General features: G+C 61.3%; 12 protein-coding genes. 9 read left to right on the forward strand and 3 right to left on the reverse strand.

Features of this window, described 5'->3' with window-relative positions; genetic code table 11:
* From ACVOL0_RS07430 to ACVOL0_RS07445, 4 genes are all read left to right on the forward strand, one after another.
* Positions 1-273, forward strand: a 273-nt coding sequence (locus ACVOL0_RS07430) for a fimbrial biogenesis chaperone (protein ID WP_481548529.1), incomplete at its 5' end; no start/stop codon positions are given.
* The gene (locus ACVOL0_RS07435; RefSeq protein WP_481548530.1) at positions 257-2848 is read left to right on the forward strand and encodes a fimbria/pilus outer membrane usher protein; all 2592 of its coding nucleotides are present in this window, start codon (positions 257-259) and stop codon (positions 2846-2848) included. The genes ACVOL0_RS07430 and ACVOL0_RS07435, both read left to right, overlap by 17 nt.
* Positions 2845-4188, forward strand: coding sequence for a fimbrial protein (locus ACVOL0_RS07440; protein WP_481548531.1), 1344 nt, complete (start codon positions 2845-2847; stop codon positions 4186-4188). Before ACVOL0_RS07435 ends, ACVOL0_RS07440 begins: the two co-directional genes overlap by 4 nt.
* On the forward strand, positions 4188-4907 hold the full coding sequence (locus tag ACVOL0_RS07445; protein ID WP_481548532.1) for a fimbrial biogenesis chaperone: 720 nt from the start codon (positions 4188-4190) through the stop codon (positions 4905-4907). Before ACVOL0_RS07440 ends, ACVOL0_RS07445 begins: the two co-directional genes overlap by 1 nt.
* Positions 4908-5437: 530 nt before the next feature.
* On the opposite strand, the gene ACVOL0_RS07450 is transcribed toward ACVOL0_RS07445, so the two are convergent.
* Positions 5438-5605, reverse strand: a complete 168-nt coding sequence (locus ACVOL0_RS07450) for a DUF3653 domain-containing protein (RefSeq protein ID WP_481548533.1) — start codon at positions 5603-5605, stop codon at positions 5438-5440.
* Between the two features lie 538 nt (positions 5606-6143).
* Between ACVOL0_RS07450 and ACVOL0_RS07455 the strand changes: the two genes are divergently transcribed.
* The 5 genes from ACVOL0_RS07455 to ACVOL0_RS07475 all read left to right on the forward strand — a co-directional run bounded on the left by ACVOL0_RS07455 (position 6144) and on the right by ACVOL0_RS07475 (position 10843).
* The gene (locus ACVOL0_RS07455; protein WP_481548534.1) at positions 6144-6548 is read left to right on the forward strand and encodes a hypothetical protein; all 405 of its coding nucleotides are present in this window, start codon (positions 6144-6146) and stop codon (positions 6546-6548) included.
* 187 nt (positions 6549-6735) lie between these two features.
* The gene (locus tag ACVOL0_RS07460) at positions 6736-7560 is read left to right on the forward strand and encodes an AraC family transcriptional regulator (protein ID WP_481548535.1); all 825 of its coding nucleotides are present in this window, start codon (positions 6736-6738) and stop codon (positions 7558-7560) included.
* Positions 7561-7577: 17 nt separating this feature from the next.
* Positions 7578-8660 (forward strand): alpha/beta hydrolase family protein, encoded by a 1083-nt coding sequence (locus ACVOL0_RS07465; protein ID WP_481548536.1) that lies wholly within the window; start codon positions 7578-7580, stop codon positions 8658-8660.
* An 11-nt stretch (positions 8661-8671) separates the two neighbouring features.
* Entirely contained in the window at positions 8672-8809 is a 138-nt protein-coding gene (locus tag ACVOL0_RS07470; RefSeq protein ID WP_481548537.1) for a hypothetical protein, read from the forward strand.
* A gap of 339 nt (positions 8810-9148) precedes the next feature.
* A complete protein-coding gene (locus ACVOL0_RS07475; protein WP_481548538.1) occupies positions 9149-10843 on the forward strand; it encodes a hypothetical protein in 1695 nt (564 codons plus the stop codon).
* A 100-nt stretch (positions 10844-10943) separates the two neighbouring features.
* Here the strand turns inward: ACVOL0_RS07475 and ACVOL0_RS07480 are convergent, their stop codons facing one another.
* Together ACVOL0_RS07480 and ACVOL0_RS07485 are read right to left on the reverse strand one after the other, a co-directional pair.
* Positions 10944-12575 carry a serine hydrolase domain-containing protein gene (locus ACVOL0_RS07480; RefSeq protein WP_481548539.1) on the reverse strand — a complete coding sequence of 544 codons (1632 nt, stop codon included), beginning with the start codon at positions 12573-12575 and terminating at the stop codon, positions 10944-10946.
* Between the two features lie 165 nt (positions 12576-12740).
* Entirely contained in the window at positions 12741-13658 is a 918-nt protein-coding gene (locus tag ACVOL0_RS07485; protein WP_481548540.1) for a LysR family transcriptional regulator, read from the reverse strand.
* Positions 13659-13679 lie beyond the last annotated feature (21 nt).

Consider the following 13679-nt stretch of genomic DNA (forward strand, 5'->3'; position numbering starts at 1 on the left):
ATTCGTCTCTGGGAAATGCCGCGCCAGCGCAGTTCGCCGAGGCATTTCGGACAGCCCCAAATACGCCGATTTTTCTACCTTAGATCGGCTCAAGATTTGGGAGGCCGTCACTCGCAGTGGAAGCTCAATCCGGTAATGGTGCCCCCCATGGGTTCGGCCCAATGGCTGCCGCAGACGGCCTCCGCGCTGCCCGAAGGAGCTGCAGAAGTAAGCGCACACATGATCAACGACTATGGTGCCAGGGTTGCCATCCGCCATGCCGCGACCCGCTAGGGGCGCTCGCACCGCCCCCAGCGCGATAGCGCTTGGCAGCGCGTTGCTGGCGGTTGGCAACGTGGCCAGCGCCGATGATTCGCTGTACGAATTCGATGACCGTTTGCTGATGGGGTCAGCCCTGTCAACCGGCAACCTGCGCCGTTTCAATCGCGGCGACCAGGCCGATCCAGGGCTGTATCTGGTGGATGTCTACGTGAACGATGCCTACGTAGAACGCGCCCACCTGCAGTTCCATGCCGTGGCCGACAGCATACAGCCGTGCCTGGACGAAACCTTCCTGCGCGAAAAGCTGGGGGCGCGGCCAACCGAAAGCGTGGGTACTGAAGCGACGGTGTACCAGACTAGCGCAGCCCATTGCGTGGATCTTGCCCGGCGCCTGCCGGGCAGCACCGCGACGCTGGACGTCGGCCGCCTGCGCCTAGATCTTTCGGTACCGCAAGCGTTGTTGATCCGCACGCCCCGCGATCATGTCAGCCGCGATATGTGGGACACCGGCAAGACCATGGCGTTTGCCAACTATGACCTCAATGCCAGCCGCACGTCCGCGAACGGAATGGCATCCAGCTATGCCGCCATGGTGGTGAATGCGGGCGCCAACGTGGGCATGTGGCGGCTACGCCATCAGTCGAACCTGAGCTACGCAAGCCGCCCGGGCTGGCAACGCAGCGACTGGAACAGCATTCGTACCTATGCACAGCGCTCCTTACCCGGTATTGCCAGCGACATGACCCTTGGCAGCAGCTACACCAATGGCAATCTATTCGGAAACCTCAGCTACCGTGGTATCCGCATCGCCACCGACGAACGGATGGTTCCGGATTCGCAGCGCCGCTATGCACCCGTTGTACGCGGCAGCGCGCACAGCAGATCGCGGGTGGTGATCCGCCAGCATGGGCGCAAGCTCCACGAGGAGGTGATATCACCGGGCCCGTTTCTGATCGATGACATCAGTGGCGCGGCGTATGGGGGCGACCTGGACGTGGAGGTTATCGCCGACGATGGCGGCACCAGTCGTTTCAGCGTGCCGTTTTCGGCGGTGCCGCAATCCATACGCCCCGGGCATTCCAAGTACAGCGCCACACTGGGGCAGGCGGGCAGCAACGGCCAGAAGCGTTTGCCGTTTGCTGAATTCACTTACCAGCGTGGCCTCAACAACCGGCTGACGATCAATGCAGGCGCCCGCCTGGCCGAAGATTATGTAGGCGTGCTGGCAGGCGGCGTGGTGGCCACGCGGTACGGCGCGTTCGGGGGAACCTCGGTGTTCTCGCGCCTGCAGGAACAGGGGGCAGGCACCACAACCGGTTACCGCCTGGAACTGAACTACAGCAAGACGTTCCAGGCTACCGACACCACTGTGACAGTGGCCGGTTACCGCTATTCGTCCAGCGGCTTTCGTGATTTTTCCGATGCACCTGGACGGCCGTGGGACCAGGAAATGCTGGACGATGCGTTCAAGCCGCTGGTCCGCCAACGCAATCAGTTCAACGTTGTCATGAACCAGCGACTGGGCCGGTCCGGTGCGTTGTACCTGACCGGTTCGGCAGCGGACTACTTCCATGGTGCCAGGCGCGATGTGCAGTTCCAGTTCGGCTATTCCAATGCATGGCGGAAGCTGAGCTATAGCGTGTCCTTGTCGCAACAGCGCAACTGCGCGGTGCAGTACTGGAACACGGACATGGCATCCGAATGCGAGCAGGGCCGCTCGCTGGGACTTACCGTGTCGATGCCGCTGGGTGCGGCGCCCACGGCGCCTGTGCTCAGCACAATGGCAGCGCGGGATCGGGGAATTGGTGGCTCCAGCTTCCAGTCCGTGCTCAGCGGTACGCTGGGGGAACAACGCAGTACCAAGTACGCAGTGTCCGCTGGCCATGGCGGCAGCAGCAGTGGCGGCCAATGGAGTGGCAACCTGCAGACCCAGAGCGCTGTTGGCAGCCTGAGCGCAGGTGCCTCGGGCGGCGGCGGTGCGCGCCAGATCACCGCTGGCATGCGCGGCGCAGTGGTGTTGCACGGCAATGGTGTGACTGCGGGCCCGTATGTGGGCGACACCTTCGCCCTGGTGAAAGCCGACGGCGCGCATGGATCACGTGTCCGGGGCGGGCAGGGCGCGCGCATCAACCGCAACGGCTACGCGCTGGTGCCCTCGCTGTCGCCCTATCGGCTCAATCGCATCGGTCTGGACCCGCAGGAGATGGCCGCCGATGCAGAACTGCTCGAGACCGAACGCACGTTGGTGCCGTCAGCGGGAGCCGCATTGTGGGTGGCGTTCGAGACCATGAAAGGTACACCATTGATGCTGCGCGCCCGCCGCAGCAACGGCAGCGTGGTGCCGCTGGGGGCAAGTGTCAACAACGAAGCCGGCGCGACGATCGGCATGGTGGGGCAGGCAGGCTTGATCTACGCACGTTCCCCAAGAACGGCCGGGCAACTGTCCATACGCTGGGCTGACGCGGCAGATGGCAGCTGCACGGTGTCCTATGACATGGGAATGCAGCCTTACAACGACGTCGCGACGCCCACCATTGTCGAGGCCATCTGCCAGGACCTTCCCGCTTTCCAGGCGGAAACACCATGACATGTCATCTTCGCCTGCTATCGCTCGTTCTTCTGGCCGTTGCCCCCGCTGCGTGGGCAACCTGCTACAAGGTGGTCAGCGTTGGCACTGCCACTACCACCTCTCAGACAGCGATCCGGCCAGGGGAGGGCAGTGCTTCGTCCTGGGCCGGCGCTTGTGATACCTGCAATGGCTCGTTGGGACTGCCCAGCGTGATCAACGTCAGCGATCCGGCGTTCCAGCCCTATCCAACCCTGCTCGCCAGTGCAGTTGCGCCTGCCACGGTATATGGCGTCACCGGGGGCTACGACCCGGAGAGAGTGTTCTTCCGCTGTGCACCGGAAGACCCGGTGTACGAGATGTTCTCCACCAACGCGGACAACCTGTACAGCGGTTGGTACAACGGCGGCGATGCCGTCGGCAATTCGATCGGTCTGCAGGCCGCCTACCGGACAGCATGGCGGAACGTGCTGCCTCGCCTGACCCACATGGAGACCGGTCAGTATTTCACTGATGTATGGGCCGAACGCCTGCTGGAAGGACTGGACGTGGACTCCCGCGGCTACCGGCTGGTCAAAGCCAAGAATCTGAGCGCGGTGCGATCAGAGTTGTTCAGCGCGCCCCTGGAATCGACCTACTACTACGCGGCTACGCCGTCGCGGCTCTACAGCTACACGCAGCCTGCGGCCTACATCGCAATCAAGGGCCCAGGGCTGGTGTACCCCGAAGTAGGGAAATCGCACAACGCCAACTACGCGGGTTGGCACTACAACTGGCCCGGTGCGATCGGACTGTACAACAGGGTGACACTCAAGCGTTATCCCACCTGCGCCGTACTCAACGTGACACCTCAGGTCACATTCCCACGGCTTTCCATCAGCGAGCTCAATGCCGGTGGCAGCCATGAGGTCCCGTTCCAGGTGAGTTTCAAGTGCCAGAGTGGGTTCAGTAACAGCACCGCCAGCAATGGCACTGCGCTCGGTATCAAGGTGTCACCTGGTGCGGCCGCAGCGGCCAATGCATTGGGCCTGGCAAACGCGAGCGGGGGACTGTCCTACCTGGTATCTGATCGCTACAACGAGGCCGGCATGGCCAAGGGGGTAGGGATACGCCTGTTACGCGACGGACAAGTGATGAACCTGCTGGTGGATGAAAACTCTGCTGGCGGCGTCAACGCCCAAGCCCAGGGCTGGTACCCAGCGGTTGGGACTGCTACCCAGACCGGCGGCAGCATCGACGGCGTCACCGACTACCATGAAACCTTCACCGCGCGCATCGAAAAACTGTCTGAAGGCATCCGGCCGGAGGTGACGGCTGGCCGAGTGCAGGCAACCGCACAGATCATCATCAGGGTGCAGTGATGTCGTTCCTACGCCTGCTTGCCGTTTTACTGCTGCTTGCCTGTGGGCCCGCGCTTGCCGGGGTGACGGCCGAGCGGACGCGGGTGATCGTTCACCAGGGGCAGCGTGAGGTATCGCTGGTACTTGCCAATCAGAACGATTACCCAGTGATGGTGCAGGCCTGGGTAGATGATGGCTCACCCGATGCCGGGCCCGACGAAGCGGATGCACCGATCATCCCGCTACCGGCGATGTTCCAACTCGCTGCCGGACAACGTCAAAGCCTGCGTCTGCTCTATGTGGGACCCGCGCCCGGCAATGATCGGGAGTCACTCTATTGGTTGAACCTGCTTGAGATTCCACCTGACCGGCTGGCTGGCGAGGTAGCCGGCTCGACACGCCTCACGGTGACCATGCGAACGCAGATGAAAGTGTTCTATCGCCCGGCAGCCCTCAAATCCGGCATTGAAAAGGCAGCTGCACAACTCGCATTCCGACTGGAGCAGGGGCAGTTGTCTGCAACAAATACTTCGCCGTTCCACATCACGCTTGCAGGACTTGTCGTTTGTGGCGGAGTGGCGATGAAAGTGGAGGGTGATGGCTTGATCGCGCCACTGGCAACCACACAGATTGCGGCTTCAGTTCCCGCATGCATGCGTGATGAAACCCTGCTTCAGTTCAACTGGATCGACGACGAAGGCAATATCCAAATCGGGCGCGGCAGGCTCGTTGTGAGATAGCTATCTGACGGTATGGGCACTGTCGTAACTAAGCCGCTGGCACCAAGGTGATGAGCCAGGAGTTGGCATGCCTGAGTTGATTATGTGATGAGTCACTTAATTTACGTGGCGAGTTGGGAATATTCGGTGTTGAAGAGCGTTGTCATTGCGTGCCCCAGCGCGGCAACTCGAAGTCGAACGTTCCACTCGATGAGCCGCATGCTGGTAGCAACCGTTAGCACGGTCATGACACTTGCGCCCGACCAGAACGGAGAGTGGTTGATGGCTTGAATGTGTCAGGTGTCGTGCTGGTGGTCGTGTGGTGGTGGCTTTTCTCAACCAAGCGCGCCGATCGCCACGCTCGCGCTGCCGGTGATGGCGCGGGGGCAGATCGACCTAAGGGTGCCGCGCGCTCGCTGAGCGTTCTACGGCTAATACGTGTGCCATAACGGGTTGCTTGCCAAAATTTCGTGATGTATCACTAAATTAGGGACGGCAAGGAATGGATGTGCCGTTGGCGATGACGGATTCCCATCCGTTGGCTGTGCGCATTAGCAGCACGCCGCCTTCAGCAGCCGTCGGCATTCCTGCGCAAGTTGCGTAGTTAGCCTGATCCAAGCCAGATCCTTTGGCAAAAGCCTGCGGCCCTCGGGTGTCGCCAGCGCGTAGTTCTCAAACGAAAAACCGGCCCACGGGCCTGTCAACTTCCTGTTCTTCATTTTCGCTCCTGGTCAGACACGCAGCGGGGACGCTGTTGTGTGCAGGATTCGGCAAGGCCTATGCTACCCACGCTTTAACATAATATACATTATGCGAAATTACAAATCGCCGGATCAGCTGGATCTGGCTTTGGATCTCATCTCACCTACCATCCAGGCCGCCTAAGGACCCTGGAGAAATCGAGGCATGAGTGACAGCCTCGGCACGTCATTGGGAACCACGTCGAGCTCCACAGCCCTTGGGCTGGTTGGCGACTGGCTGGCCGTGACCTGGTGGCACCGTCCGGCGAACGAATCCCGGAGCGTCGGCTGCGTGGCCTGCTCTGGCGCGCCGACCTCTCTGATTTACGTGACGCGACACGTAAAGAGAACGTTGTCCGGAAAGCCCGTCAGCCGTCGATGGTCAAGGTCGTTGTCCTAGGCTTGGGCGAATGGCGGGAGCGCCACTTCGCAACCCGCGCAGGATAAGAGCGCATCCGTAAGGGCCTAGCTCCTACACCCCGGCTACAATCGCTACGGGCGCAACAAGGGGTAAATCATGGAACGAAAAGAGCCGACGTTCAGCAAGCCCGACATGGATGAAATTCGATTTCGTGAGCCAGCTAGGCAGCGGAAAAGTGATTCCGACAACGGCCTAGTTTGGAAAATCGCAATTGGGGTTTTCGTAGGCATGTCGATCTGCCTTGTCGCCACGTGCTCGTTAATTGGTATAGGTGCTGCCGCTGTCGCAGAACGAGAAGACCAAGCCCGCAAGATTGCGATAGATGAGTTCCTGCGCACAGCGAATGATCCGGACCCGTTTGGGTTCGAAGCTCGCGCAGCGGAAGCACGCCGGATAGAAATGGAACGACGAGCACTACGGCCCGGACAACGCTGCATGCAAGGAAAGCGATTGGAGCGCATCGAAGGCGGCTGGAAAGACGTCCCGAACGAACCCTGCTGATTCACAGCGTGCTTGTCGGCGGCGTGAAGCTTCCAATTGTCTTCCCGGGATTCTGCGGGAACACATCCGCACGCCGACCTCGATTCGCACTGCGCATCAACATCACGCACCAACAGCAAGATCCCGCAAACGCCTTACCCCGCGCTGCGCTACGCTCCCACCCAGTCACTGGTACGGAACAGGCGTCATGGGAGCGGCACGCAGGGCCTTGTGGTACATCGAAAGCCACTTTGCCGAGAACCCCTCGCTGGCCCAGATCGCCGCGGCGGTCGAACTCTCGCCCTTCCACCTCTCACGCCTGTTCCAGGTCAGTACCGGGATCTCGATGGCGCGCTACCTTCGTGTGCGTCGACTGACCGAGGCGGCACGAGCCCTGGCTGCTGGCAGCGAGCCCATCCTGGATGTCGCCCTTGCCGCAGGCTACGCCTCGCATGCTGCCTTTACCAACGCCTTCACCGAGCAGTTCAAGCTGCCCCCGGAACAGGTTCGCCGGAACGGTCTGCACGGCATCGCGCTGTTGGAGGCCATCAAGCTCGACGCCCCAGCCCTGCCCTGCGAGGTGGAACCGGTACTTCGCTGTCAGGGCCCGCTGCGTGTGGCGGGCATCCGCGCCCGCCGCACCGCCGCTACCGTGGCATCCATTCCTTCGCAATGGCAGCAGTTGGCGCTGACCCGGGAGCTGGGCAAGGACATCGCCTTCGGGGTCTGCTGCAACCGCGATGGCGAGGGTGCCTTCGACTACATCGCCGGTATGGAGATCGGTGCGAGCGCTGCCGTGCCTTCGGCGTGGCATGCCGTTTCCATTCCGGCCGGGGACTATCTGGTGGCGTGGCATGCGGGCCACATCTCGACCATCCGCTCCACCTGGTACTGGCTGTTGAACGACTACCTGCCCCGGTCAGGCCTGAGCCTCGCCGACGCACCCGACTTCGAACGCTATGACGCCCGCTTCGACGACCGCACCGGAAACGGCGGCGTTGAGATCTGGCTGCCGCTATCCGACCCGAGTTGATCCAAGGAGACCCATTCGTGCGAGTAGTGCCCCACACATTCCTCCTGCTGACCTGTCTGTTCGCGCCGCTGGCATGGGCGGCTGCCCCCTCGCCCGCTGTTGGTGAAACCCATGGCGTGGCGCACACGCCCAGCGCAGCAGTCCGCGATGCCGGGCACAGCGATCGCGTGCGGTACACCGTGTGGTATCCGGCGCAGCCTGGTGTACAACAGCAGTCGCTGACGATAGGGCCACCGGATGCGCCGCTGTTCGTGGCAGGATCTTCTGCCGTCGATGCCGCCGTTGCGCCGGGCCGCTGGCCCGTACTGCTGCTGTCACACGGCAACGGCGGCAGTGCCCGCATGATGGGCTGGTTCGGCACCGCCCTGGCGCACTCAGGATATGTAGTGGTCGCGGTGGATCATCCCGGCAATAACGGTGTGGACACGATGACCGAAGCCGGAAGCATTCTGGTGTGGAACCGAGCCGATGACCTCGCTGCGGCATTGGCTGCGGTGCAGGCAGACCCCGTGCTGGCTCCCCATGTGGATACGAGTCGGCTGGGGCTGGTGGGATATTCGGCCGGCGGCTTCACCGCACTGGTGGCTGCCGGCGCGCAGCCCGACATGTCCAGGTTGGCTGCCTTCTGCAAGGCATCGCCGAAGGATGGAGTATGCATGCCACAGGCAGAGAATCCGGAAATGACCCTTGAGCGGCGGATGGCATCGACCGCTACGCCGGAGCTGGCACCTTGGGTTGCCAGGTCGGCTGAGGATCGACGCATTCCCAACGTTCGCGCCGTGTTCCTGATGGCACCGGCGATCGTGCAGGCGTTCGAACCGCATGAACTCGCACAGTTGGAGGCTCCGTTGTCGGTGGTTGTGGGCGAGGCCGATGCGATTGCCTCGCCCGCCAGCAACAGCAAGGTCATCGCCGCAGCGAATGACAAAACGCGACTTCAGGTACTCCCCTTGGTAGGTCATTACGACTTCCTTGCGGATTGCACGGAACTGGGCCGTGAGCGGGTAGGAACGCTGTGCGAGGTGAAGGCCGACAAGCAGGCTACGCATCAGGCAGCGATCCAACAGGCCAGGTCGCTGTTTGATTCCGCGCTTCGGTAGCGGCACAGCTGATGTCCAATATCTCGCTGCAGCTTATTGGCCAGGCGCCGGGAGCAGCGTCTGCGATTCAGGCCAAGAACCAGACCTATCCGGTCGATGCCAACGGCGGCGGGTTTGTACCGCCCCGGGTACCACGAGCGCTGGTTTGACCGACTCGCCCGTGACCGTCGAGGACATTCGTGCTGCCAACGGCTACCTGATCGAGCAACTCCTTTGTAGCAGCTCCAGTTGCCAGCCCGATGCCTGCGGCGGTTAAATCGGGAACCGCACGCAGCTGCTATCCGACATAGTCCATGCGGTAATAGATGAGATCGGCGCTGCTAGTACTGGTATTCGCATCTGCCTGGCACTGCCGGCCAGCGATGCGTTCGCCCCTCCCCTATCTTTACGAAACGCGTAGACATATCTGGCGTGTGCTTGAAGCTGGATGCAACAAAGTGCGCATTGGTAGCATAGACCGCAGCGCTCCCGTGAAAGGATGTAAGCCCATGCCGCCTCTGCACTTTTCACTTCATCGAGTCACAGCGCTTGCACTTGTTGCATTGGTGACGTGCTCGCCATTCCTTTTGGGTGCGACAGAGTCAATTTCCGGCAGCGGCTATTTTGTTCATGGCCTCAGTACTTCCCAAGATGCCCCGTTGGTTTCTTTGGGCAGCGACGGTCGCCTGCGGTATGCCTTGTACTCCGAGCAAGGCAGCAAGAAGGCGAGCAATATCGTCCCAGACTTCTCCCGCGCGGGCTATCAAGGTGGCGGCGTTGCCCTTCCCGAAGCAAATGTATTGCCAGTACGTATCGTGCTCTCGCCCTCGTTGACCGGCGACGATCACGCGCGCATTCAACAGGCTATCGACATCGTTGGAGCGCAACGCCCGGATGACCGGGGCATACGCGGTGTAGTGCTTCTCCAGCGTGGGCACTACACCATATCCAACGGGCTGGTCATCCGTGCGGGTGGCGTCGTACTACGTGGGGAAGGCCGCGATGGCCACGGTACAGTCATCCACTCCGCCCAGACGGGTCGTTTGGGAAGGATCATTGAAGTCGGCAATCCGGAGCATTCCCGCCTACTGAATGCAGCTGGCCTGTCGCCAGTCCGTATCAGCGCGGAACGGGTGCCTGTGGGCGCGATGCACATCCCTCTGCAATCCACGGAAGGCCTGCAGGTTGGCGATGGCATCATCCTGCGCCGCACGCCCAATGCCGCCTGGCTGGGGACCAATGGCATAGATACTGCCCGCTATGGCTGGACACCAGAAGGCTTCGTGATGGACTACGAACGCCTGGTCACCGCAGTGGAAGGCAACACCGTCTCCTTGGACGCGCCGGTAGTCGATGCTGTGGAGAATCGATTCGGAGGTGGCGAGGTTTACCGCGTTGGCAAGCAGCGGATAAGCGAAGTTGGCATAGAGAACCTGCGACTGGAGGGCAACCCGGCTACTGGCACGGCCGTTGGTACACCCGACAACGGGCCTTACACGGCTATCCGCTTCAACGGTGTGCGTGATTCGTGGGTGCGCAACGTGACTATGCTGTATGTATCGCATGGCATCACCGCGCACAACGGCGCCCACTTCAACACCTTTCAAGATCTGAGCTATCTCGCCCCACGTTACGGCCAAACCGAGGGCATGCGTCGCTATGCGTACAATTACGAAGGCAACGCCTCGTTCAATCTGACCCAGCGTTGCTATGCCGAACAGGCCCGGCACAGCTTCGTAACCGGCGCAACGACACCTGGACCCAATGTTTTCCTGGACTGCTTGGCTGTGAATGGCAGCAACGACAGCGGTCCGCATCACCGCTGGGCCACAGGAACGTTGTATGACAACACCCGCGACAACCAGCTCAAGGTACAGAACCGACGTCAGAGCGGTTCCGGCCACGGTTGGGCTGGAGCCCAGCAGATGTTCTGGAATACCGGAAGTGCCCACTATGTAGTGCAGGCACCGCCGTATGCAATGAACTGGAGCGTAGGACAGATCGGCGAAGTGGCACCCGGCAAATTTCAACCAGAAGAACCGTCAGGTATTCTGCAGCACCGTCTGCAGGTAGTGAGCCCGCGAAGCCTGTACCTCGCGCAACTGAGCGATCGGCTTGGCGCTCAAGCAGTTGAGGCGGTCACCATACCAGCGCAGCGGCAAGGGCAAATATGGGAATTGCTGGCCACACAGCAAGGCGAATGAATAAGGCGTGGGTGTTTTGGTCACATGCTGCCTCGTCTCCCCCCGATAAAGCGCTCTGGCCTTCCCTGTCTGCCACCGCAATCTCCTTGTCGCCTGTGCGTTATTCCACCGGCAGGGCGAGATAGGAGTTGTTGCCGCGCTTCAACGAGAAACCTGTCGGCTTTTCAGCGCCAACCTGCTGGAATTCCACCGTCATGTCCTGTGCGGTCGTGAAAAAGCGGGTCTTCGACTCAGCGAACAGTTCCAAGGGCTGATTGGCAAGCAGTTCGCTCTTGAGATAAAGCCGGCCATCCTGGGCGATGACCTGCGCCGGCTTACCCACCAGGATGTAGGTGCCTGCAAGCACCGCGTTGGTTGCTGGGTCTGACGCCTGCGCGACCTTTTCAATGATCTGGAACTCCGGCCAGCCGTATTCGGCGGCCACGCTGACAAGAATTTCGTCGATCAGCCCCGCGCCGTTGTCGCTGTTTGTCATCACCACCACGCCTTGCCCGGTGTGGGTATAGCCATACAGTTGCGAACGGAACCCATCGGTTCCCCCGGAGTGCGCAAAGCTCGTACCGCCGTCCAGCGGTTCAACGTAAAACCCCAGGCCGTATTCACCCAGCCCACGGCTCAGCATCGTGGAGGTCATCGCTTTGGAAAGCACCTTGCCGGGTACCCCTGACTGCGCCTGCTGTATCTCGATCACCACCTTGGCCAGATCCGTCGGGGTGGCCCAAAGCGCGGCAGCCGCCGATTCCGGGTAGATATGCCCCCCCCCCGCGACAGCCTTGCCGGTGCTGTCATGGCCGTTAGCGGCCCTGGCCTGCCACATCGATGGCAATGTCATGGCAAACGTACTGTCCTTCATGCCCAACGGGCCGAAAACAAGTTCCTGCATCATCTCGGGATAGGACTTCCGACCCGCTTCCATCATCATCAACTGGACAACGCAGTAGCCGCCACCGGAGTACTTCCATTCGCTGCCAGGCGTGGCCTCCACGCGAATGGCCTCGGATCTGGCAGGTGCCGCGCCATCCAGTACCTGCAACAAGGACGGCACCGGCTCATCCAGTGCGTAGCCATGGAAACCGTGGACATTCATTCCGGCACTGTGATTGAGCAGGCCGCGCAACGTGACAGGGCTTTGCCGGGTGAAGTGGTTGTCCGGAATCTGCCAGCTACTCAGCTGATCGTTCGCCGGCGCATCCAGTGACAACTTGCCCTGCTCAACCAAGTGCAACGCCCCCAGGGCACTGACTGATTTACTGATTGAGCCGGCCTGAAACAGACTCGCGGGCGCGGCAGCGCGCTGGCTGGCCGTATCCAGCACGCCATAGGAACGAGCCCACTCGATATGCCCCTCGTTGATGAGGGCGATGCTGACCGCCGGAACGGCATGGAAGGCCATGCGCGAGGCAAGGGACATCTTTTGACCAGGCGCGCCTTTGACGACTACACGACTGGAAAGACCCTGCTCCACGCGGGCAATTCGGGACTGGATTGCAGGTGACAACTCCTGGGCAGGTGCCAAGGGCGCCGCCTGCATCAAGGCGATGGATAGAGCGAAGAGGCAGGTTTTGAGCAGGCCTGGCGACAGGCTTCCAAACGCATTTCGATTGATGCCGAGCATCACGTATGCCTTCTGCAGAGATTGACATGAGAGGACCCGAAAACCGTTCGCGTCCCCAAGCGACCGAGCACCAAGTGTAGCGGGCACAAGGCTGCTTCCGGCGGTGAGCGGACGCATGCGCAGCCTCCGACAACGCACGCCACTTGCCTCCCCCGCCACTATCCACTTCCTGCCCGACGCAAACAGTGGAGAAGTGATGCCGAACGAGCGCTTGCGCTCCGGAAGATTTCACTTTGAGTCAGGCGCAGCATTTCGATGCTGAACTGTCACAGGCAGTGTTGGTTACGTGGAAGAACTTGCCGATCCAGCCAAGCGTAGCTGTATCAATTCCAGCAGTGCGCGGACACGCGCACTCACCGAATGACGATGACTGTATGCGCCCAGCAGCCGCAGAGGGGCAGGTCTAAGATCCAGTGGCACTTCCTGCAAGCGACCCGCAGCAAGGTCCTGCTGGCAGGGATGGGCCGCCACGATCGCGAAACCGATGCCCTCACGGGCGCCAGCCACGGCCAGTTCCCCGCTGTTGACACGGTAGCGGCTGCGAACCGGCACCTTGACGATGTCGCCCGCAATGTCCTGAAACTGCCAGGGTTGGCCCTTCAACGCACTGAGAGTGGTGATGCAGGGCAGAGACTTCAGCTCGCGCACATGGCGAGGAATGCCTGTTTTGGCAAGCAACGAGGGCGCGGCAACCACGATGCTGGGCAGAACGGCGAGTTCGCGGGTGATGAACGCACTGTCTTCCTGATGACCCCGGTGGAAGACGATGGAAAGGTCGACATCCTCGCGAAGCACTTCCAGACCGGTCATCCGCGTATCGCATTCGAGCTCGACCCCTGGATGGAGGCTGCAGAACTCAGCGAGGATGGGGCCAAGCAACCTTGGTGCCTCGCCCGGCATGCACACCTTCAGAGGGCCACGTAGTTCGCGCTGTACCGCGCCCAGCTCGTCCTGTGTGGAGAGCAGCGTGTCCAGCAACGGTTTGGCGCGTTCGTAAAGTAGCCGGCCGGCTTCCGTCATGCGCAGATGGCGGGTGCTTCGCTCCAACAGGCGTGTGCCGAGTTTGCGCTCCAGTGCGGCAACGTGACGGCTGACGTTGGAGGAAGGCATGGCCAATAGACGCGACGCGCCAGCAAAGCTCTGCTCGTCAACAACCGCCACATAGACACGGACTGCATTCAGATCCAATGCATCGCGCATTTACTGTCCCGTTTGCGATAT

This window comes from Stenotrophomonas sp. STEN021, from assembly GCF_056760175.1.